A 22,333-nucleotide genomic window follows, 5' to 3' on the forward strand; every position below is an offset into this window, starting at 1 on the left:
TTAACGCAGCATCGCCATCAGCTCCATCGGTGAGCGATGCTGCTTAAGCAGGTCACGCATCACGCGCATATGCGGTGCGGTGTGGCTGAAGAAAGCCTGATAGCCTGCACACAGCACGCCCTTTCCATTTTCCTCGCAGTACGCAGGACAATCACCATGGTAATATTGAAACAATGAGCATGTCTGGCAACGCGTATTCATTGATGACATGGTCTGTCGTTCAATCTGTGCCGTCAGACCACACCACTGGCGAAGCGTTTTATCGAAAAGCTGGATAGATATCTGATTAATATCTTCACGTACCCAGATATCAAATATCGTAATTAAAAATCGGCCCCATGCCTCAGACGTAACCGATTCGTCTGTCAGATGACCTGAACCATCGTGCTTAACCAGCGGAATAAACTGTACCAGGCGAACATTTCCTTGTTGCAAACCACGGTACACTTCAACCGGTTGTAAACACTTCTGATGGTCAATCACCACGTTTAAAACATCATCACTAACATCCATGTTCTCACATCCTGTCATGCAAAATTCCCGATAAATACGATAAGTTGGCGAACATGCGTTACAGCAAACAGCATTGCGAGGGATAACACCGCGAGGGAGATCATAAATTTGTCACGCACCGCGCGAGATTCAGAAAAATCGCTATGACTCACATCCATCAGATTACGGCTGCGAGTGTAGCGCCAGAGGATAATCGCCACTATCGCCAGCACAACTACCGATATCCAGAACAACGCTCCCGCCTGGTGCCAGTTGTGCTTAATCGCCAGCGCCATTAACGCGCCATAGCCCAACAACGTGCGAAACCAGGCCAGTGAAGTCCGCTCCGGTTGTAACCCTGGGTCAGCGATGCGTCGGGATTTGCGGCTATCCGGCATACAGCACCAGCGTCATGACAATCACCGCCACAATAGTCAGCATGACGCTGATAATCAGCAGGCTGTGGGTGTAGGGCAAGTCCTCTTTCAGTCGCATCGCCTTTTCGTTACGTAGCCAGCGCAGGTAGCCGTAGATCGCCAGACCGCCGGCAAACAGACACAGCAACAAGGCAAGTGCCTCACGGATGACCGGCGTGGCAAAATCCGGGGCCAGTTGATCAAGGCCAACCCCCGCCGCCAGAAATCCGAGCGCGGTGCGGATCCACGCCAGAAAAGTACGCTCATTTGCCAGTGAGAAGCGATAATCCGGTGCTTCTCCAAGGCGAGAAATCTTCATGACAGCTCCTTAAATATTGTTGTCTGGTCGTTATACCGGAACAGTTAAGGAGTATGAACCTGATTCTCAAACGAGAGGGCGAGTCGGGTGATGAGACAATGGGAAAGAGAGAGGGTGTTTGTAATGCCGGATGGTGAGTTGCGTTTTATCCGGCCTACAGGAGATGCAGGCCGGATACGTCAGTTTTAACCTAATCCCCAGAAGAGCACCGCCAGCAGTTGCGGGGTGATAATCCTCAAGAACATGACCAGCGGATAAACGGTCGCGTAGGAGAGCGCTGCTGCCCCGCTGGTGGCATGCAGGTTATTAGCAAACGCCAGAGCCGGGGGATCGGTCATTGAGCCAGCCAACATGCCGCACAGCGTCAGATAGTTCATTTTGGCAAAGATTCGCGCCAGCAAGCCCACGGTAATGAGCGGAATCGCGGTAATGAAAATACCGTAACCCACCCAGCTCAGGCCATCTCCCTGTGTTAGGGTATCGACAAAATCACCGCCTGACTTCAGACCCACCACCGCAAGAAACAGCACGATACCCAACTCTCGCAACGCCAGGTTAGCGCTGGGAGGCATAAACCAGTACAGCTTACCGATGCTACCAATACGCCCCAGGATCAGGGCCATAATCAGCGGCCCGCCGGCCAACCCCAGTTTCAACGCCACCGGGAACCCCGGGATGAACAGCGGGATTGAACCCAGTAGAACACCCAGCCCGATACCGATAAATACCGGCAGCATCTGCACCTGCTGCAGTTTTTGCTGCGCGTTACCCACAACATTGGCAACGGCATCAATGGACGCGGGACGCCCCACCAGATTGAGGATATCCCCGAATTGCAGGCTGGCGTCACTGCTGGCTACCAGCTCAACACCCGCACGGTTCAGGCGGGAAATCACCACGTCGTAACGTTCTTTAAAGTGCAGGTCGCGGATACGTTTACCCAGCACCTGTTCGTTGGTCACCACCACGCGTTCGACGCGTAAATCGGTACCTCGCGTAGACAGCGATGTGTCTACCTCCTGCCCAATCACCACCTGCGCGTTATGCAGGTCAGCAGGCTGTCCGACCAGGTGTAGCAGGTCGCCCATCTGGATAACAGTCCCTGGCGACGGCACCATCAATGTCTCGTCACGTTTCAGACGCGAGCAGATGATTTTGTCGCTGTTCAGAATCGGGACATCCTGAATCGCCATATTGTTGATGTTTGGGTTTTCCACGCGGATGTTCATCGTCTGAATCAGTGCGTGCCCGTTGGTCAGCGTGGATTCATGCTGCTGGGCTTCAGCATCGACGTTAACGCGGAAAATAAGGCGCATCAGCCACATGGTCAGTAAAATTCCGCAGATGCCGAAAGGATAAGCCATGGCATAGCTCATCCCCATCTGGTCAACTACGTCGCCAGGCGTACCTAAATCTCGCAGAATTTGCTGCCCCGCACCTAACGCCGGGGTATTGGTGACCGCTCCAGAGAATATTCCCAGCACCACAGGGAGAGGAATGGCAAAAATCTTATGCAGGATCGCGGTGACCAGGCCACCCATGATGACAATCAGCACAGCAAACAGATTCAGCCGCAGGCCCGAAACGCGCAGAGAAGCAAAAAAGCCCGGCCCCACCTGAATACCAATGGTGTAGACGAAAAGAATCAGGCCAAATTCCTGAATAAAATGCAGCATGTCGCCGCTCAGGGTCATCCCTGCCTGATCGACAAAATGCCCGACGATAATACCGCCGAACAGCACGCCTCCAATGCCAAAACCCACACCACGTATTTTTATGTTGCCGATCCATAACCCGACAACTGCCACCAATGCCAGAACGCTGACCGTCAATGCTATATCACTCATATCCTGTTCCCTGTGAATAACATCATTAAGTAAATGGATTCTCGCAGAGTACAGTCGCAATGTATGGGTGGTAAAGCACAAAAAAGCCCCGTCATTTCTGGCGGGGCAAAGGCATGGAGCTATTTAACTATCTAATGCAGGACGTTCGCTGATGGCGATACGTTGTGGAGCAATGGTTTCAGGTTCATTCCGGGTCAAATCAATATGCAGCAAGCCGTTAGTGAAGCTTGCGCCGGAGACCTCCATATTTTCAGCCAGCGTAAAGCTCAGGCTGAACGGCTGAGTGACCAGCCCCTGATGCAACCATTTGGTCTCTTTTTCCGGCTGCTGCGGCGTACCTTTCACGGTCAGGCGCGTGCCTTCCAGTTGAATATCCAGATCTTCCTGGCGGAAACCGGCTAACGCAAGGGTAATGCGGTAGTGGTTATCATCGCTCTTTTCGATGTTATAAGGCGGGAAGCTCTGGCTTTCACCGGTGTTTTGCAAGGCATTGGCCAGTTTGTCAAAACCGATCCATTGACGCAGCAGTGGGGATAAATCGTAGTTACGCATAATAATCTCCTTCTAAGAAGCGAGTAGGTACCTTTCGGCTCCCTGACGGCAAGCCGATGACTTAGCAAGGCCGCCTGAAGCGGCCTACAGAATTAGTTGATTTCGATGCGGCGCGGTTTGTTCGCTTCAGGAATCACGCGCTCAAGATCGATATACAGCAGACCATTTACCAGGTTTGCGCCGCGAACATGAATGTTCTCCGCTAACTGGAACTTGCGTTCAAAGTTGCGCTCGGCAATACCCTGATACAGGTAAGTACGTTCTTTTTGATCGTCCGCATGGGCGCCTTTTACCACCAGCAGATTGTCCTGGGCAGTAATTTCCAGTTCGCTTTCAGCAAAACCGGCAACGGCAATTGCAATGCGGTAATGGTTTTCGTCTACCAGCTCAACGTTGTACGGAGGGTAGCCGCCATTGCTCTGGCCCTGATTGTTTTCCAGCAGGTTAAACAGACGGTCAAAACCAATAGCAGAACGGTACAGCGGGGATAAATCAAAGTTACGCATAATCAATAGCTCCTGAAATCAGCGAGAATAATTGACCTTCCATCATGGACAGGTCAGGTAGCCAGGACACCCATCAGGCATGCCCTTCATTTGTCTACACTCTAAAAATGGGTCTTAATACAAACTTTTCAAGCGTATTCATCTGACTTTTTTTGCAGTTTGTTGTCTATTGCATACACTGGGGGAGCAGTTGTTCTCGTTAAATCGCGATGGCCGCCACAGTGCGACGAAATGGTGATGTTATTTTCGCAACGGATCGCTTTAACTCACCATGCAAACACGATAAATACAGATGAATAAATGATGATTAAAAAAATGTTGGTAACACTGACGATGTGTAGTGGGATGGCGTTTGTAAGCGGTTGTTCCAGCATCATGTCGCATACAGGTGGCAAAGAAGGGACGTATCCTGGCACGCGAGCCAGTGCCACAATGATTAGCGAAAGTGATACAAACTGGGGAACCAAGTCGCTGGCGATTCTGGATATGCCTTTTACCGCGGTGCTCGATACGGTATTGCTACCTTGGGATCTCTTTCGCAAAGATAACTCGGTGAGATCCCGCGTAGAAAAAAGCGAGGAGAGAACTCAGGCCACGAACGCCGTTATTCCCCCGGCAGAAATGTCTGCTCCATAAATTAACGCCCGGTTTCAGTCACCCACAGCTGGCGGAAACCCTCGACGTCTTCCATCCACGCAACCTGTCGACCATCAGGGGAGAAGACGATCGCATCGGCCGACGGCGGGTTATCATGACGTTCCGTTAAAAAATAAATCTCGCCCGTTTGAACATCACAACAGGCAATTCTGTTCTCCAGTACAAATCCCAGCCATTTCCCCGATGGGTGCCAGTTAAAGGCTGACTGAATATTCGTAGCGCACTGGGTAAGCTGACGCAGCGATCCACCCTGTGGGGAAATCAGCCATAGCTGTACAATACCGTTGTCATCACGCATTAAAAACGCAATCTCAGATGCCTTTGGATTACTGCGTACCCAGTGGCGAGGCTGATTCACCAGCCCCGGGAAGGCGCGCTCATGGGTAAACGTCAGACGGCGTTGGCGAATACCGGATGGTGGCGCAGGCATGGTCATGTCAGTCCCCTCCAGAGGCGCGTCCCCCGGCTGTTTCCAGCCGCTTTCATCCTGTGGCAAATCAACAATAAACAGCTCCGGTACTTTCTCGCCAGTGGCTGATAGCGTATCACCGATAAACGCCAGCCTGTTTTCTCCAACCCAGCCCTCTTCATAGGCGCGGTTAATCTCATCGCTACCCGGTTTTGGCGTTGGTGTCGTCTGGCTCACCAGCACGCACCAATGGCTGCCACTGTATTCACGCGGATGCTGCGCGGAGACCTTCACCGGACCATACGGTGCAGCCACACCGACGTTGCGTAAATCGAGCGCCGGAGAGCGCTCATGCAGAACATGGTCGTTATAGGTGAAACTGACAAACTCACCGTTCGGGCTAAAAACATGCACATGACTCCCGCCGCGCAGCGCACCTGGCGTATAGGGCACAGTAATATCCATTGCATCCAGATTCTCCACCCCAGCCTGCGTAACAATCACCCCACGACGATGATGGAAGTCGTAATGCCATGTTTCATCAGGATTTTCAGGCCCGTGAATGAATACATATTTTTCCAACTTTGGATGAACGGTCACCACGCCAACGTGCGATCCCTGAGTAGCCCGGTAAATCACCTCCAGCTCGCCAGTATGGATATTGACGCGCTCAATTGTTTCACCGGTAAAGGAAGCGCCGGAAGGGCGCACATCAAAGACCAGCCACTGGCTGTCCGATGTCCAGGTGTTGATATTGGTAAGCTGATGATTACGCGGCGTAAAGGTGATTTGCTTCATGAGATGCCCTGATACAAGACGATTAAAACAATCATACTTCACAAGCACTTCACTTTCAGGCTTTAGCGTATCGCCATCTTCATTTTTGCGGACAGAAAGATGGAACATTTTGACGTAGCGATTATCGGTTTAGGTCCGGCAGGCGCAGCGCTGGCGCGACAGTTGAGCGGAAAAATGCGCATGATTGCGTTGGATAAAAAACGCCAGTGCGGCAACGAAGGTTTCACTAAACCCTGCGGCGGTCTGCTGGCCCCGGACGCCCAGCGTTCGTTTATCCGCGACGGGATAACCTTACCCGTTGATGTCATCGCCAACCCGCAGATTTTTAGCGTTAAAACGGTTGATGTTGCCGCTTCTTTGACGCGTAACTACCAGCGCAACTACATTAATATCAACCGCCATGCTTTTGATTTATGGCTTAAATCTCTCATCCCTGATGATGTGCAGGTGTATCACGACAGCCTGTGCCGGAAAATCTGGCGCGAGGGCGATAAATGGCATGTTATCTTCCGCTCCGACGGTTGGGAACAGCAGATAACTGCACGTTATCTGGTGGGGGCAGACGGTGCGAACTCACTGGTGCGCCGTCATCTCTATCCACAGCACCAAATCCGTAAATATGTCGCTATTCAACAATGGTTTGCGGAAAAGCATCCCGTGCCGTTCTATTCCTGTATTTTTGATAACGATGCAACTGACTGTTATTCCTGGAGTATCAGCAAAGATGGCTATTTTATCTTTGGTGGCGCCTACCCCATGAAGGACGGACAGGCACGCTTTGACGCGCTGAAAGAGAAGCTGGAAGCGTTCCATTTCCAGTTCGGCAAACCGGTGAAAAGTGAAAAATGTACGGTGCTATTCCCCTCACGCTGGAAAGACTTCGTCTGCGGCGAGGACAACGCATTTTTGATTGGTGAAGCGGCCGGTTTTATCAGCGCCAGCTCGCTGGAAGGGATTAGCTATGCGCTGGACAGCGCGGAGATCCTCAAATCGGTACTGCTGCGGGATACGCCAGATATGAATCACGCTTACCGTAAAGCCACCCACAAGTTACGTCTCAAACTGTATGGCAAAATCCTGAAAAGCCGGGCCCTGACGTCGGCATTTTCCCGTAAATGGATTATGCGTAGCGGCGTTGCGCATATTCCCTTGGCAAAATCTGAAAGTCACCCGCCAGCGAAAGAAAAACGTGAGAGAAAACGTAGTAAGGCAATGACATTGTGGCGCGTTTTCTTAAGGGACTGAGTTCACCTCGCTGTCACGGCATTGTGCCACTGTAGCCAGCGCGGGAAAGTTGGCGGCGGTGTACCAGGAACCAGGCGTAGGCAGTCGCTCCATTGTACGGCCAGGCCAAAGTTCGAGTTGTGCCAACGCATCAAGGGAATATTCTCGCCAGTGATGTGGCAACATCAGTCTCAATGGCGAGGCTTGTTCACCCGGTACCGACGTCGGTAAACGCGAGTCACTCACATCATAGTTTCTGTGCAGAACCAAATATTTCTCTGGTACCCGACGCTGGCTGTTCCACCATTTGCCATCCAGCATATCAAACTGAAAGCGTGTGATTTTTTCCGGTTTTGCCCCCAATTGCATCAACGCCTGGCGCAGCGCGTTGTTCATCGCCGCATCGTACATTTCCGTTGTTGCCAGTTGCCCATTGAGGATCAGCGATACCGCAATTCTGGCACCCAACAAATTTGAGTAGAGATCTTCCGGGGAAAATGCAGAAACCTCCTCTGAAAATCCAGGGACGGACTCAAAACCATACCATTGCGCAATTTCATGCCAGGCAGCGAGCTGAAACGCCAGATGCGCGGCCATCCATGCCGCCAGCGCGTAACGATCAGCAGGCTCTGTGGGGGGGGTGAAAGCGTTAAATACGACATGCCGTTGCGCAAGCTCATCATCCAGACGCAGCGTAAATGATTGACCAAGCCGTGGAAGAAGATGGCTAAAGAGCCAGGCCGTCATGTCTGCGGTATCACGGACATGTGCGGTATCAATGAAGCCACCGCGAGCGGTATACACTATGCCGTTATTCTCATGCCCGATCCCTGCCAGATTCGCTAGCCCTAACAGTAGGCTATCGTTATAGCGGTGCTCGCCGATGCTATCGATCGTGACAACATTATCAAGTTCATAAAATGGCACCGGCATATGCAGTACCTGTGCGTGCAGGTCGTAGCCAAACGCGCAGCACGGACGTAATCCCTGAGGTGCAGGGAGGGGCAAAACTACCGGCCAGGCAGTACCCTGGGCCTTATCCTCTGCAGAAACAAGCTGCAAAGTTACAGGTATTGCCGCACGGGCTATCGCCGTTGCCAGCCATAAGAGCGCTATTAACACCACCTTATTGATCAAAATGCCTCTCCAACCTGAAAATAAAAACCGCTGCTCCCTTTGCCAATCCCATAATCAAGACGCACATTCACCCGGGGCTTAAATTCAAAGCGGTAGCCCACACCGGCGGACGGTAACCAGCGTCCATCGTCCAGCGCATGAAAAGAGGGTCCCATCGTGCCCGCACCGAGCCAACCAACCACACCATGCCGCCAGTCAAGTTTCCGCCGATACTCCAGTTGCCCGCTGACGGCGTTTTTATCCCGGTAGCGCCCTTCGTAATAACCGCGCATACGCTGATTGCTGCCAAGCAGCGGCATCATGCTCCACGGCACATCGCCCTGGGTAAACGCGCCGTCCATCTCCCAGGCAAGCACATTGTTCTCGTCCAGCGAGTGATAGCGGCTGTAGTGCAGTTGATATTCATCAAATCGCGTATCGCTTCCCACCTCTGGTGTGAATCGGGTATAGCGCACATCGGCATACTGTCCTTTACGCGGATTGGGAACGAAATCACGATCGTCCCAGCTGAGTTCGACACTACTTCCGGAGCTGAGAACCGACGCCCCCTGCCCGGTATGCTCAATGTTGGGCGGATCGTTATCGTCCATTTGGGTAGCGTGCTGGGCGTTCAGCGACCAGCCAAGCCCCAGATAAACATTGGGTGCCAACTGGCGATACAACGTTGGACGCAACTCCAGAACCTGAGCGGTGTATTGCTGTTTTTGGTTATCTTTATCCCCAGCGCTAAAACCTTGCCCCCAGTAGTAGGTTGGAGTATCCGTTAATGCGCCATTGAGAAAAAATCGCCACCGATCGTCGGCAAAAAATGCGTAATTTTGCATCGTGATACCGAATGCGCCAGTTGAGCTAAAATAGCCGCTGAGCGTCAGCGTCGAGTTTTGGCTTACCGTATCATTCGGGTCAGGGCGATACATCCCCACCACCGCTGTACCGATCCCGAACCCCAGCTCCGGGGTATAAAACGGTCCCGGCATTACGCCCCAGTCAATGCCTTTGCTGGCGTCAAAGCTATCACTGGCACCCAACTTATTTAGCCAACCGTCAACTTCGCCTCGACTCGGCAACGCTGCCCGCACTGTACAGGAGAGCAGGTTGAACAGCAGGAAGAGGGTAAGACGGCTCAAAAGCGATACTCTCCCGCCATGAAGAAACTGTTACGTTCAGCAAAGCCGATTTCGGTCGTGACGTTGAAGTTCCGGGTAATTTCATACTGTGCGCCCACCAGCACGTTCCAGGGGGATTGCAGATGCTGTTTAACGTCAAAGCGACCATTGCCGTCTTTGTTGGCAATATCAACGAGTCTTTGCAGCGTTTCAGACGGCATGGTGAGGTCGTTAAGGCTACCGCTAAATTCTTGCTGCACGTCCTGGTACATACTGCCAACCCATAGATTCAACTTTCCGGATGGCAGGTGCAGCGCATCCACACTGGGGGTGGTAAAGCGATATCCGATGCGCGGAGAAAGAGTTAAGGCGTCAATACTCCCATCCAGAATATCGAACCGCGTCTGGGTGTAGTTGGCATCAAAAGCAGTAAACCAGTTGCCTATACCGCCGACCAACGTCGTCCCTACGCCGTAGGTGGTGCCTTTAAAATCGAGCTGAAACGCCAGATTCTGCAAACTGCTTGGTGTGCGGTCTTTAAGGGGGCCTTTTATCCCGACGCCTATTTGCGAAACGGAGTGGCCATCGGTATAGCCAATCAGGCCATAGACGTTCATAAACGGCAGCAGCCAGGCATCCAGCTTCAGCGTTTCGGTTTTACTGCGTTCACGCGTATTGCCGACGCTAATTTTAAACGCGTTATCCAGTGAGCGGCCACCGAGGGAAAGACCGTTGAAGTTAATACTATCAACATTAATATTTTGTCGGATATTCATGTAGTTAATATTCACGCCAAATGGTGCCGGTAGTTCATATCCGCGCTTACGCGCTTCATCGCCTAAAAAGGGCAAAATGGTGTGGTTTTCGGCAGGTTTAACCGTCGTTTTTTCCGGTACAGGCGCAGACAGACCGTCATCCTGATAGCCAAAGAGAGGTGTAATAGTTGAGCTGGAATCCGTCGCGGCACTGGCATGAAAAACCAGACAGGAAGACGTTATCAACACCACGCGGATGCTTGTGTTTGTCATAAGAAAGTTTAGTAGCAGGCAAGAATTGCCCAGATATAAAAGAAGAAGGGAGAGTATAGAAGTTACGTACTATGTGGAGGTGTTAATGTGCGGTTTCACATCTGATAATATAAATATATGTTTTATAACATTTTAATGTTAATGCCCAGCCGAGACCAGGCATAACACGCATCAGGAAAGGACGTATTTCTCTATCGCCCAGGCGACGCCATCTTCAAGGTTAGATTTCGTCACAAAGTTGGCGATTTCTTTGACTGACGGAATAGCGTTATCCATGGCAACGCCCACCCCTGCGTATTCAATCATCGCAATGTCGTTTTCCTGATCGCCAATCGCCATCACCTCTTCGGCTTTAATGCCTAACGCATCGGCCAGCGATTTAACGCCCGTCCCTTTATTGACGCGTTTATCGAGGATTTCGAGGAAATACGGCGCACTTTTCAGCACGGTGTACTTCTCTTTTACTTCCGCAGGTAGACGAGAGATAGCTTTATCGAGGATCTCCGGCTCGTCAATCATCATCACTTTCAGGAACTGGGTTGCGGGATCCATTTTCTCGGCTTCACAGAACACCAGCGGGATGGTCGCGACAAACGATTCGTGCACCGTGTAGTAGCTGATATCACGGTTCGCGGTATACAGCGTATTGCGATCGAGGGCGTGGAAATGCGAGCCAACTTCCCGGGAAAGCTGCTCCAGGTAGCGATAATCATCATAGCTCAGCGCGGTTTGCGCCACGGTACTGCCATCCCCTGCTTTCTGCACCAGCGCACCGTTGTAGGTAATGCAGTAGTCACCGGGTTGTTCCATATGTAGTTCTTTCAGATAGCTGTGAACGCCGGCATACGGGCGTCCCGTGGTCAGCACCACATTCACGCCACGCGCGCGTGCCGCGGCAATCGCCGTTTTGACCGCTGGTGAAATGGTGTGATCGGGCAGCAGAAGTGTGCCATCCATGTCGATAGCAATAAGTTTGATAGCCATGAGTTCCCCGGATTAAATGAGTCCGTCCTCATGCTAACGCGATTCCGCTCAAAAAACAGCTACGAAAAGGGGGATAGAAAGGGGAATCGAGATTCCCCTTTTTGTAGATTGGTTGTCGTTTGAAGGCCTGATAAGCAACGCGCCATCAGGCACAATACAACGTCTTGCCGGATGGCGGCGTAAACCGCCTTATCCGGCCTACAGATTGGCTTAAATATCGATGTTCGCCGCTTTCAGGGCGTTCTCTTCGATAAATGCGCGACGCGGTTCAACGGCATCGCCCATCAGCGTGGTGAACAGCTGGTCGGCAGCAATCGCATCCTTCACGGTAACGCGCAGCATACGACGGCTTTCCGGATCCATGGTGGTTTCCCACAGCTGTTCCGGGTTCATCTCGCCCAGACCTTTATAACGCTGGATAGCGAGGCCACGACGAGACTCTTTCTGCAGCCATTCCAGCGCCTGCTCAAAGCTGGCAACCGGCTGGCGACGCTCGCCACGTTCGATAAACGCATCGTCTTCGATCAGCCCACGCAGCTTCTCGCCAAGCGTACAAATACGACGGTATTCGCCACCGGTCACAAACTCGTGGTCCAGAACGTAGTCGGTATCCACACCGTGAGTACGGACGCGCACAATCGGTTCAAACAGGTTCTGCTCTGCGTTGTGGTGGATATCAAACTTCCACAGGCTACCGTGCTGTTCTTTTTCGTTCAGCTCGGTAATCAGTGCATTCACCCAGCGGGTAACGGCCTGTTCATTTGCCAAATCAGCTTCTGGCAGCGTCGGTTGATAAACCAGCTCTTTCAGCAGCGCTTTCGGGAAACGACGTTCCATACGGCCAATCATTTTCTGTGTCGCGTTGTATTCAGAAACCAGTTTCTCTAACGACTCACCGGAAAGGGCCGGTGCGCTGGCGTTGGTGTGCAGCGTAGCACCATCCAGAGCGATAGAGATCTGATACTGATCCATCGCTTCGTCATCTTTAATGTACTGTTCCTGCTTGCCTTTTTTCACTTTGTACAGCGGTGGCTGTGCAATGTAAACGTGGCCGCGTTCAACGATTTCCGGCATCTGACGATAGAAGAAGGTCAACAGTAGCGTACGAATGTGCGAGCCGTCGACGTCGGCATCGGTCATGATGATGATGCTGTGATAACGCAGTTTGTCCGGGTTGTACTCGTCACGACCGATGCCACAGCCGAGCGCGGTGATCAGCGTCGCGACTTCCTGAGAGGAGAGCATCTTGTCAAAGCGCGCTTTCTCGACGTTGAGGATTTTACCCTTCAGCGGCAGAATCGCCTGGTTTTTACGGTTACGGCCCTGCTTCGCAGAACCGCCCGCGGAGTCCCCTTCCACAAGGTACAGTTCGGACAGCGCCGGGTCACGTTCCTGACAATCCGCCAGCTTGCCCGGCAGACCGGCTAAGTCGAGCGCGCCTTTACGACGGGTCATTTCACGCGCACGACGTGCAGCTTCACGAGCACGTGCAGCATCAATAATTTTGCCAACAACGATTTTCGCGTCAGACGGGTTTTCCAGCAGATATTCGCTCAGCAGTTCGTTCATCTGCTGTTCTACCGCCGATTTCACCTCAGAGGAGACCAGCTTGTCTTTGGTCTGTGAGGAGAACTTCGGATCCGGTACTTTCACGGAAACAACGGCAATCAGACCTTCACGGGCATCGTCACCAGTAGCGCTGACTTTCGCTTTTTTGCTGTAGCCTTCTTTGTCCATGTAGGCGTTCAGGGTACGGGTCATCGCCGCACGGAAGCCTGCAAGGTGAGTACCGCCGTCACGCTGTGGAATGTTGTTGGTGAAGCAGTAGATGTTTTCCTGGAAACCATCGTTCCACTGCAGCGCAACTTCAACGCCGATACCGTCTTTTTCGGTGGAGAAGTAGAAGATATTCGGGTGGATCGGCGTTTTGTTTTTGTTGAGATATTCAACAAACGCCTTGATGCCACCTTCGTAGTGGAAATGGTCTTCTTTGCCGTCGCGCTTGTCGCGCAGACGAATAGAGACGCCGGAGTTCAGGAATGACAGCTCACGCAGACGTTTCGCCAGAATGTCGTATTCAAATTCAACAACATTGGTAAAGGTTTCGTGGCTTGGCCAGAAACGGACCTGAGTCCCGGTCAATTCTGTTTCGCCGGTTACTGCCAGCGGCGCCTGCGGCACACCGTGCACGTAAGTTTGCTGATGCACTTTGCCTTCACGACGAATCACCAGTTCCAGCTTCTGTGACAGGGCGTTAACGACGGAAACACCCACGCCGTGCAGACCGCCGGAAACTTTATAGGAGTTATCATCGAATTTACCGCCTGCGTGCAAAACGGTCATGATAACTTCCGCTGCCGAAACGCCCTCTTCCGGGTGAATACCGGTTGGGATACCACGGCCATCATCGGTAACGGACACGGAGTTGTCAGCGTGAATCGTTACCACGATATCTTTACAGTGACCCGCGAGCGCTTCGTCGATAGCGTTATCTACCACCTCGAATACCATGTGGTGCAGACCAGTGCCGTCATCCGTGTCGCCGATATACATACCCGGGCGCTTACGCACCGCATCCAGTCCTTTCAGGACTTTGATACTGGAGGAGTCATAAGAATTCGACATCAACGTTTCTCGCTCATTTTATCTTGGGTTAATCCGTTATTTTACCCTTTTCCACGGTAAACATCTTCGAATTTTCATCGGACATGTCTATAACGTGTTCAGCGCTGATTGCGCTGACAAAGACCTGAGATTGCGTGGCTTTTAAGCGGCTGGCCAGCAGTCCGCGACGCGCGTCATCCAGTTCAGAGGCAAAATCATCTATCAGGTACAGGCAGCGCCGCCCGCTTTCACGGGTCAGGAACTCCCCTTGCGCCAGACGTAAGGCGCACATCAGCAGCTTTAGCTGCCCACGCGACAACGTATCTTCCACCGGCGCACCGTCGGCGCGAATGCGGAAATCCGCCTTATGCGGGCCGTGCGCAGTGTAGGTCAACATGCGATCGCGTTCAAAACTGCGTTCCAGCACTTCGGCATAATCAGTCTCTTTCTCCCAGCCGCGCTGGAATGAGAAGGAGAGCGAAAACTCGGGAAGAAACTGCTGGCAGGTATCCGCCATATCCTGCGCGATACCGGCGCTGTACTCCGCGCGCCAGGTGCTGATTTGTTCCGCCAGCGGGATAAGTTCTCTATCCCACGGGCGCAGTTGCTCATAACGACTCACCTGGCGCAGTGCCGCATTACGCTGCTTGAGCAGTCGCTTCAGGTTGCTCCAGGCGGTGAAAAATCCGGCTTCATTGTGAAAGCATCCCCAGTCAAGAAATGCTCTTCTGTATTTGGGGCCGCCGTTGAGTAAAGTAAACCCCTCTGGCGTGATCAGCTGCATCGGCATCAGGTGCGCCAGTTCTGCGACCTTGTGCCCGTCAGTGCCGTCAATGCGCACTTTGCTGTCGCCCAGTTTGTCTTTCGTCAGGCCAATCGACGTCTCACGTTCTTCACCCTGCAAACGCCCGTGTAAAACAAACGACTCCTGCTCGTGGCGAATCACGCGGCCAATCTGCAAACTGCGAAACGCCCGACCGTGGCCGAGCGTATAGATAGCTTCCAGTACGCTGGTTTTGCCGCTGCCGTTCGCGCCAACCAGGAAGTTAAAGCCGGGGGATAAAGCGAGATCCGCATTTTCAATATTGCGGAAATCTTTAATCAGGAGTCGGGATATCGACATATCAACTCATAACCAGGGCGTTATCGTCGCAGTTAGTCTGGTTACGGCCAGCGCACAGCAACCGGAGCGTACTGAAGTACGTGAGGATTGCGAGCACTGCCCGGAGCCAGAATAACAAGTAAGATAGCCCGATATTCTTTACAAGCGCATAGGCATGACGACATAGGCTGCAGATTGTGATGCGGCATCTTCAATCTGTACGCTCGATACGGAATCGGTCAGCAGAATACGCACGTTCTCGCACTTCAGCGCGTTCAGAACGTCCAGCACGTAGCTCACGTTAAAGCCGATTTCCAGTTCTGTACCAGGATAGGAGACATCCAGAATTTCTTCTGCTTCTTCCTGCTCCGGGTTGTTGGCGGTGATTTTGAGCTGATTTTCGCTGACATACAGACGCACGCCGCGGAATTTCTCGTTCGAGAGGATCGCCGCACGCGCAAACGCCTGTTTGAGGATATCGCAACCGGCTTCCAGATGTTTGTCCGGATTCTTCGGCAATACGCGGCGATAATCCGGGAAACGGCCATCAACCAGCTTAGAGGTGAAGATGAAGTCACCAACGTGCGCACGAATGTTGTTGCTGCCAATCTGCACGCGCAGCGGGTTATCGCCGCCGTCGAGCATACGCATCAGTTCAATCACACCTTTACGCGGTACGATCACCGAATGGCTTGGCAACGGCTGACCAACAGGCATTGAACAAACCGCCAGGCGGTGACCGTCGGTCGCCACGGTACGCAGCTCTTCCCCTTCGGTTTCAAACAGCATGCCGTTTAAGTAGTAACGTACGTCCTGATGCGCCATCGAAAACTGCGTGGCTTCAATCAGGCGCTTCATCGTCGCCTGCGGCAGGGTGAATTCGACTTCGCTCTGCCAGTCGTCCAGATTCGGGAAGTCGGCAGCAGGCAGCGTAGACAGCGAGAAACGGCTGCGGCCAGAACGCACCAGCATACGGTCGCCTTCCAGTTGAACGGCAATTTCCGCACCTTCCGGCAATCCACGGCAAATATCGAAGAATTTACGCGCCGGAACGGTGGTCGCACCAGGTTCATGAGGCTGGATCAGTGCCACGCGCGCCACCATCTCCATTTCGAGATCGGTACCGGTCAGCGAAAGCGTGCCGTCAGCAACCTGCAGCAGCAGGTTTCCGAGAATAGGCAGTGTAGGACGTCCACCCAGCGGGCCGCTGACCTGCTGAAGCGGTTTTAATAAATGTTCACGTTCAACGGTAAATTTCATAGCGTCACGAAGATAATGTTCTGATTAAATTGGAGAAATCTTCTTTAATATCATGGCTTTCTTCACGCAACTGCTCAATCTTGCGGCAGGCATGAAGCACGGTAGTATGGTCACGCCCACCAAACGCGTCGCCAATTTCCGGCAGACTGTGGTTAGTGAGCTCTTTTGCCAGCGCCATCGCCATCTGGCGCGGGCGAGCTACCGAGCGAGATCGACGCTTAGAAAGCAGATCCGCAATTTTGATTTTGTAATACTCCGCCACCGTCTTCTGGATATTGTCGATGGTGACCAGCTTTTCCTGCAAAGCCAGCAGATCGCGCAGCGCTTCACGCACGAAATCGATAGTAATCGCCCGGCCGGTAAAATTGGCGTTGGCGATCACGCGGTTCAGTGCGCCTTCCAGCTCACGTACGTTAGAGCGTAGACGCTTGGCAATAAAGAACGCTACTTCACCCGGCAGACGAATGTCGTTTTCGTCGGCTTTTTTCATCAGGATCGCAACACGCGTTTCCAGTTCAGGCGGTTCGATCGCGACAGTCAGTCCCCAGCCAAAGCGGGATTTCAGACGATCTTCAACGCCGTTGATCTCCTTCGGATAGCGATCCGAGGTCAGGATGATCTGCTGATTGCCTTCCAGCAGGGCGTTAAAGGTGTGGAAAAACTCTTCCTGCGATCGCTCTTTATTCGCGAAGAATTGGATATCGTCAATCAGCAGCGCGTCAACGGAACGGTAGTAGCGTTTAAACTCTTCGATCGCGTTGTTTTGCAGGGCTTTGACCATGTCCTGCACAAAACGCTCGGAGTGCATATACACCACTTTGGCGTTTGGCTTACGCGCCATAATGCCGTTACCGACAGCGTGCAACAGGTGGGTTTTACCCAGACCCGTACCGCCATAAAGGAATAACGGATTGTAGGCGCCGCCAGGATTGTCCGCCACCTGACGTGCCGCCGCGCGCGCCAGTTGGTTAGATTTACCTTCAACGAAGTTATCAAACGTGTGTTTGACGTTGACGTTAGAACGATAGGTAGGTTCTGCCGGAGCCGGGACGTTATCCCAGCCTGGACGCGCCGCCGGAGCAGCACGTTGCGGTTGCACTTGCTGAGCCACGTGGGCGGGCGCAACAACATTGTTGACCGGCGTTTTCAGCGTTTGCGTGACGGGTTTAGTACCGACCTCAAAGCGCAGCTGTGGGGCATCCGCTCCACAGAAATTATTGAGTAATCCATTAATATTATTAAGGTATTTATCCCTTACCCAATCGAGCACGAAACGGTTTGGCGCATACAAAGCCAGCGTGTTATCGCTCAGTTCCGCCTGCAACGGGCGTATCCACATACTGAACTCTGTGGCTGGTAACTCATCCTGCAATCGGGCAAGACACTGCTGCCAAAGCGAAAGTGACACGGCGGACTCCACTCGAACAAAAGTCGATAAATGACAAAGGCTGAAACATTCATGATTGTTGACGCACATCGACAAGACCCTATGCAAAGGGTGACGTGCGAATTGCTATCTGCAATTTTTACCCGATCAGGATCCATTGAAACGATCAGGACCGCGGATCATAGCGTAAACTGAGAAAGAGATCTTCTGTTTCTCACAGATTCTTCCCGATTTATCCACAGGATGATCCAGAATCGGCTAAGTGTAAACGATCCTGGAGAAGTGCTGCAGGTTTTAGCGCGCATATTGAAAAAATTAATGAGTAAAGATGCTTTACTGCTTAAACGATCTAATAAAGATCCCGTGCGATCCTTGCGCTTTATCCACCAGCCCGTATAATTCTTACCCCCAGCGAGTAACGGTCGCCTTACGGCGTCAACGCTGCCTGTTTTTTACGCGAAACCATGCGGAAAAAAGCGGGAAATAAGGAAAGAGAATTGACTCTGGAGTGTACAATTATTACAATCCGGCCTCTTTAATCACCCACACTGTGGCGTAAGTCGTTCGAAATTCGTTCGGGTATACGCAAAAGTCAGTGAATTTATTCAAGTTTAGGTAGAAATCGCCATGAAACGCACTTTTCAACCGTCTGTACTGAAGCGCAACCGTTCTCACGGCTTCCGTGCTCGTATGGCTAATAAAAATGGTCGTCAGGTTCTGGCACGTCGTCGTGCTAAAGGCCGTTCTCGTCTGACCGTTTCTAAGTAATAAAAGCTAGCCCCTGAGTGGTTAAGCTCGCATTTCCCAGGGAGTTACGTTTGTTAACTCCCACTCATTTCACATTCGTCTTCCAGCAGCCACAACGGGCTGGCACGCCGCAAATCACCATCCTCGGCCGCCTGAATTCGCTGGGGCATCCCCGTATCGGTCTTACAGTCGCCAAGAAAAATGTTAAACGTGCGCATGAACGCAATCGGATTAAACGTCTGACGCGTGAAAGCTTCCGTTTACGTCAGCACGAGCTTCCAGCAATGGATTTCGTGGTGGTGGCGAAAAAAGGGGTTGCTGACCTCGATAACCGTGCTCTCTCGGAAGCGTTGGAAAAATTATGGCGTCGCCATTGTCGCCTGGCTCGCGGGTCCTGATAGCCCTCATTCGGGTCTATCAACGCCTGATCAGTCCGCTGCTTGGGCCGCATTGCCGTTTCACTCCAACCTGTTCGAGCTACGGAATTGAGGCATTGCGCAGGTTTGGAGTGATAAAAGGCAGTTGGTTGACGGTGAAACGCGTATTAAAATGCCACCCTTTACACCCTGGTGGTGACGATCCCGTCCCGCCCGGACCATTTGATACCAGAGAACACTAACGATGGATTCGCAACGCAATCTTTTAGTCATCGCTTTGCTGTTCGTGTCTTTCATGATCTGGCAAGCCTGGGAGCAGGATAAAAACCCGCAACCTCAGGCCCAACAGACCACGCAGACAACGACCACCGCAGCGGGTAGCGCCGCAGACCAGGGCGTACCGGCCAGTGGCCAGGGGAAACTGATTACGGTTAAAACTGACGTGCTTGATCTGACCATCAACACCCGTGGTGGTGATGTGGAACAGGCTTCACTGCCAGCTTACCCGAAAGAACTCGGTTCTACCGAACCGTTCCAGTTACTGGAAACCACGCCACAGTTCATCTACCAGGCACAGAGTGGCCTGACAGGTCGTGACGGCCCGGATAACCCGGCTAACGGCCCACGTCCGCTGTACAACGTCGATAAAGACGCGTTTGTACTGGCTGACGGTCAGAACGAACTGCAGATCCCGATGACCTATACTGACGCAGCGGGTAACACATTCACTAAAACGTTTGTTCTTAAGCGTGGTGAATATGCTGTCAACGTTAACTACAGCGTGCAGAACGCCGGCGAAAAACCGCTGGAAATCTCCACCTTTGGTCAGCTGAAGCAATCCATCAATCTGCCATCTCATCGCGACACCGGTAGCAGCAACTTTGCGCTGCACACCTTCCGTGGCGCGGCGTACTCCACGCCGGATGAGAAGTATGAGAAATACAAATTCGACACCATTGCTGAAAACGAAAACCTGAACGTCAATGCTAAAGACGGCTGGGTCGCAATGCTGCAACAGTATTTCGCAACGGCATGGGTTCCGCGTAACGACGGCACCAACAACTTCTATACCGCTAACCTGGGTAACGGCATTGCCGCTATCGGCTATAAATCACAGCCGGTACTGGTACAGCCTGGCCAGACTGGCGCGATGACCAGCACCCTGTGGGTCGGCCCGGAAATTCAGGATAAAATGGCGGCCGTTGCACCGCACCTGGATCTGACCGTGGATTACGGCTGGTTGTGGTTCATTTCTCAGCCGCTGTTTAAACTGCTGAAGTGGATCCATAGCTTCCTGGGTAACTGGGGCTTCTCCATCATCGTTATCACCTTTATCGTTCGTGGCATCATGTACCCGCTGACCAAAGCGCAGTACACCTCCATGGCGAAGATGCGTATGCTGCAGCCGAAGATTCAGGCTATGCGTGAACGTCTGGGCGATGACAAACAGCGTCAGAGCCAGGAAATGATGGCCCTGTACAAAGCTGAGAAGGTAAACCCGCTGGGCGGCTGCTTCCCGCTGATCATCCAGATGCCAATCTTCCTGGCGTTGTACTACATGCTGATGGGCTCCATTGAACTGCGTCATGCGCCGTTCGCCCTGTGGATCCATGACCTGTCTGCACAGGACCCGTACTACATCCTGCCGATTCTGATGGGCGTGACGATGTTCTTCATTCAGAAGATGTCTCCGACCACCGTAACCGACCCGATGCAGCAGAAGATCATGACCTTCATGCCGGTCATCTTCACCGTGTTCTTCCTGTGGTTCCCGTCAGGTCTGGTGCTGTACTATATCGTCAGCAACCTGGTAACCATTATTCAGCAGCAGCTGATTTACCGTGGTCTGGAGAAACGTGGCCTGCATAGCCGCGAGAAGAAAAACTCCTGATTCGGTGTAGGCCGGATTAGGCGAAGCCGCCATCCGGCAAACGGAACATAAAGTAAAGGGCGGTCATTAGACCGCCTTTTTTATTGCATTAAGAAGAGACAAACCATGAGCCATAACGACACCATCGTCGCTCAGGCCACCCCACCGGGACGTGGTGGCGTGGGTATCCTGCGTATCTCCGGCCTGAAAGCGCGTGAGGTCGCAGAAACCGTACTTGGGAAACTGCCCAAACCGCGTTATGCCGATTATCTGCCGTTCAAAGACGCGGATGGCAGCGCGCTGGATCAGGGGATTGCCTTGTGGTTCCCCGGCCCAAACTCCTTTACCGGCGAAGACGTTTTAGAGCTTCAGGGCCACGGCGGTCCAGTGATTCTTGACCTGCTGCTCAAACGTATTCTGACCATTCCCGGGCTGCGCATTGCCAGACCGGGTGAATTCTCCGAGCGAGCGTTTCTCAATGATAAGCTCGATTTAGCCCAGGCCGAGGCGATTGCCGACCTGATCGATGCCAGCTCAGAGCAAGCCGCTCGCTCGGCGCTGAACTCGTTGCAGGGCGCATTTTCCGCACGGGTAAATCATCTTGTGGAAGCGCTCACTCACCTGCGCATCTATGTTGAAGCAGCGATCGACTTCCCGGATGAAGAAATCGACTTCCTGTCTGACGGCAAGATTGAAGCGCAACTCAACAGCGTTATCAGCGATCTTGATGCCGTGCGTGCGGAAGCGCGTCAGGGCAGCCTGCTGCGCGAAGGGATGAAGGTGGTGATTGCCGGTCGGCCAAACGCCGGGAAATCAAGCCTGCTGAACGCGCTGGCTGGCCGTGAGGCGGCCATTGTCACCGATATCGCCGGGACTACTCGCGACGTGCTGCGTGAGCATATTCACATCGACGGCATGCCGCTACACATCATCGACACCGCCGGTTTGCGCGATGCCAGCGACGAAGTTGAACGCATCGGTATCGAACGTGCCTGGCAGGAAATTGAACAGGCCGACCGTGTACTGTTTATGGTTGATGGCACCACCACCGACGCCGTGGACCCGGCAGATATCTGGCCAGACTTTATTGCCCGTCTGCCAGCCAAACTGCCGATCACCGTGGTGCGTAACAAAGCGGATATTACCGGTGAGACGCTGGGCCTTAGCGAAGTAAATGGCCACTCACTGGTTCGCCTCTCTGCGCGTACCGGTGAAGGCGTTGACGTACTGCGTAATCATCTCAAACAGAGCATGGGCTTTGAAACCAATATGGAAGGCGGCTTCCTGGCCCGTCGTCGTCACCTGCAGGCGCTGGCAGAAGCGGCGGAGCATCTCGAGCAGGGTAAAGCCCAACTGCTCGGAGCATGGGCCGGAGAATTGCTGGCTGAGGAGCTACGCCTGGCGCAGCAGAACCTCAGTGAGATCACAGGAGAGTTTACCTCCGACGATCTGCTGGGACGGATTTTCTCCAGCTTCTGTATTGGTAAGTAACGTTGTGTTGCCCGGTGGCG

General features: G+C 52.8%; 23 protein-coding genes and 1 other annotated feature. Of the genes, 8 read left to right on the top strand and 15 right to left on the bottom strand.

The window, feature by feature from the left end; genetic code table 11:
- The 6 genes from OGY67_RS23375 to ibpA form a co-directional block, all read right to left on the bottom strand.
- Positions 1-513, bottom strand: coding sequence for a radical SAM protein (locus OGY67_RS23375; protein ID WP_003827104.1), 513 nt, complete (start codon positions 511-513; stop codon positions 1-3).
- Between the two features lie 14 nt (positions 514-527).
- Positions 528-890 carry a DUF202 domain-containing protein gene (locus OGY67_RS23380; protein ID WP_032945444.1) on the bottom strand — a complete coding sequence of 121 codons (363 nt, stop codon included), beginning with the start codon at positions 888-890 and terminating at the stop codon, positions 528-530.
- Positions 880-1,227, bottom strand: a complete 348-nt coding sequence (locus OGY67_RS23385; RefSeq protein WP_003023888.1) for a YidH family protein — start codon at positions 1,225-1,227, stop codon at positions 880-882. Before OGY67_RS23385 ends, OGY67_RS23380 begins: the two co-directional genes overlap by 11 nt.
- Positions 1,228-1,412: 185 nt before the next feature.
- The gene (locus OGY67_RS23390; RefSeq protein WP_048227364.1) at positions 1,413-3,074 is read right to left on the bottom strand and encodes a putative transporter; all 1,662 of its coding nucleotides are present in this window, start codon (positions 3,072-3,074) and stop codon (positions 1,413-1,415) included.
- 123 nt (positions 3,075-3,197) lie between these two features.
- Positions 3,198-3,626, bottom strand: a complete 429-nt coding sequence (gene ibpB, locus OGY67_RS23395; protein WP_003827096.1) for a small heat shock chaperone IbpB — start codon at positions 3,624-3,626, stop codon at positions 3,198-3,200.
- A 92-nt stretch (positions 3,627-3,718) separates the two neighbouring features.
- A complete protein-coding gene (ibpA, locus tag OGY67_RS23400) occupies positions 3,719-4,132 on the bottom strand; it encodes a small heat shock chaperone IbpA (protein ID WP_003023882.1) in 414 nt (137 codons plus the stop codon).
- Positions 4,126-4,198 (bottom strand) — a sequence feature (ROSE (Repression Of Heat Shock gene Expression) occurs in the 5'-region of heat shock genes and acts as an RNA thermometer to modulate expression.). It overlaps the preceding gene by 7 nt.
- A 237-nt stretch (positions 4,199-4,435) precedes the next feature.
- Here ibpA and OGY67_RS23405 point away from each other — a divergent pair.
- Entirely contained in the window at positions 4,436-4,768 is a 333-nt protein-coding gene (locus OGY67_RS23405) for a YceK/YidQ family lipoprotein (protein WP_003023879.1), read from the top strand.
- Position 4,769: 1 nt separating this feature from the next.
- Here OGY67_RS23405 and OGY67_RS23410 read toward each other — a convergent pair whose 3' ends face one another.
- Positions 4,770-5,996, bottom strand: a complete 1,227-nt coding sequence (locus OGY67_RS23410) for a YidR family protein (RefSeq protein WP_284878896.1) — start codon at positions 5,994-5,996, stop codon at positions 4,770-4,772.
- A gap of 99 nt (positions 5,997-6,095) precedes the next feature.
- Between OGY67_RS23410 and cbrA the strand changes: the two genes are divergently transcribed.
- On the top strand, positions 6,096-7,241 hold the full coding sequence (cbrA, locus tag OGY67_RS23415) for a colicin M resistance lipid reductase CbrA (protein WP_286574614.1): 1,146 nt from the start codon (positions 6,096-6,098) through the stop codon (positions 7,239-7,241).
- Here cbrA and OGY67_RS23420 read toward each other — a convergent pair.
- From OGY67_RS23420 to dnaA, 8 genes are all read right to left on the bottom strand, one after another.
- Complete coding sequence (locus tag OGY67_RS23420) at positions 7,230-8,357, bottom strand: DUF4056 domain-containing protein (protein WP_286574615.1); 1,128 nt, start codon at positions 8,355-8,357, stop codon at positions 7,230-7,232. The genes cbrA and OGY67_RS23420 overlap by 12 nt on opposite strands.
- On the bottom strand, positions 8,354-9,484 hold the full coding sequence (locus OGY67_RS23425; RefSeq protein WP_462562373.1) for a BamA/TamA family outer membrane protein: 1,131 nt from the start codon (positions 9,482-9,484) through the stop codon (positions 8,354-8,356). The genes OGY67_RS23420 and OGY67_RS23425 overlap by 4 nt, the downstream gene beginning before the upstream one ends.
- The gene (locus OGY67_RS23430) at positions 9,481-10,491 is read right to left on the bottom strand and encodes a hypothetical protein (RefSeq protein ID WP_284878893.1); all 1,011 of its coding nucleotides are present in this window, start codon (positions 10,489-10,491) and stop codon (positions 9,481-9,483) included. The genes OGY67_RS23425 and OGY67_RS23430 overlap by 4 nt, the downstream gene beginning before the upstream one ends.
- A gap of 171 nt (positions 10,492-10,662) precedes the next feature.
- Positions 10,663-11,475 carry a sugar-phosphatase gene (gene yidA, locus OGY67_RS23435; protein WP_008786541.1) on the bottom strand — a complete coding sequence of 271 codons (813 nt, stop codon included), beginning with the start codon at positions 11,473-11,475 and terminating at the stop codon, positions 10,663-10,665.
- Positions 11,476-11,685: 210 nt separating this feature from the next.
- Complete coding sequence (gyrB, locus tag OGY67_RS23440; RefSeq protein WP_256433710.1) at positions 11,686-14,100, bottom strand: DNA topoisomerase (ATP-hydrolyzing) subunit B; 2,415 nt, start codon at positions 14,098-14,100, stop codon at positions 11,686-11,688.
- A gap of 28 nt (positions 14,101-14,128) precedes the next feature.
- Positions 14,129-15,202: a DNA replication/repair protein RecF gene (gene recF / locus OGY67_RS23445; RefSeq protein ID WP_286574619.1), complete on the bottom strand. Its 1,074-nt coding sequence runs from the start codon at positions 15,200-15,202 to the stop codon at positions 14,129-14,131.
- Between the two features lie 138 nt (positions 15,203-15,340).
- Positions 15,341-16,441, bottom strand: a complete 1,101-nt coding sequence (dnaN, locus tag OGY67_RS23450; RefSeq protein WP_003023863.1) for a DNA polymerase III subunit beta — start codon at positions 16,439-16,441, stop codon at positions 15,341-15,343.
- Between the two features lie 4 nt (positions 16,442-16,445).
- Positions 16,446-17,849 (bottom strand): chromosomal replication initiator protein DnaA, encoded by a 1,404-nt coding sequence (gene dnaA, locus OGY67_RS23455; protein ID WP_003827078.1) that lies wholly within the window; start codon positions 17,847-17,849, stop codon positions 16,446-16,448.
- Between the two features lie 297 nt (positions 17,850-18,146).
- Here dnaA and OGY67_RS23820 point away from each other — a divergent pair, with 297 nt between their 5' ends.
- The 6 genes from OGY67_RS23820 to mnmE all read left to right on the top strand — a co-directional run bounded on the left by OGY67_RS23820 (position 18,147) and on the right by mnmE (position 22,313).
- Positions 18,147-18,227 (top strand): hypothetical protein, encoded by an 81-nt coding sequence (locus tag OGY67_RS23820; RefSeq protein ID WP_418221920.1) that lies wholly within the window; start codon positions 18,147-18,149, stop codon positions 18,225-18,227.
- A gap of 228 nt (positions 18,228-18,455) precedes the next feature.
- The gene (gene rpmH, locus OGY67_RS23460) at positions 18,456-18,596 is read left to right on the top strand and encodes a 50S ribosomal protein L34 (protein ID WP_003023858.1); all 141 of its coding nucleotides are present in this window, start codon (positions 18,456-18,458) and stop codon (positions 18,594-18,596) included.
- A gap of 17 nt (positions 18,597-18,613) precedes the next feature.
- Positions 18,614-18,973, top strand: coding sequence for a ribonuclease P protein component (gene rnpA / locus OGY67_RS23465; protein WP_003844432.1), 360 nt, complete (start codon positions 18,614-18,616; stop codon positions 18,971-18,973).
- Positions 18,937-19,194: a membrane protein insertion efficiency factor YidD gene (yidD, locus tag OGY67_RS23470; RefSeq protein ID WP_003023846.1), complete on the top strand. Its 258-nt coding sequence runs from the start codon at positions 18,937-18,939 to the stop codon at positions 19,192-19,194. Before rnpA ends, yidD begins: the two co-directional genes overlap by 37 nt.
- A gap of 2 nt (positions 19,195-19,196) precedes the next feature.
- Complete coding sequence (yidC, locus tag OGY67_RS23475; protein ID WP_003827058.1) at positions 19,197-20,843, top strand: membrane protein insertase YidC; 1,647 nt, start codon at positions 19,197-19,199, stop codon at positions 20,841-20,843.
- A gap of 105 nt (positions 20,844-20,948) precedes the next feature.
- On the top strand, positions 20,949-22,313 hold the full coding sequence (gene mnmE, locus OGY67_RS23480) for a tRNA uridine-5-carboxymethylaminomethyl(34) synthesis GTPase MnmE (RefSeq protein ID WP_032945460.1): 1,365 nt from the start codon (positions 20,949-20,951) through the stop codon (positions 22,311-22,313).
- Positions 22,314-22,333: the final 20 nt, after the last annotated feature.

The organism is Citrobacter sp. Cpo015, assembly GCF_030333035.1.
In the GTDB taxonomy this organism is placed as follows: domain Bacteria; phylum Pseudomonadota; class Gammaproteobacteria; order Enterobacterales; family Enterobacteriaceae; genus Citrobacter; species Citrobacter portucalensis.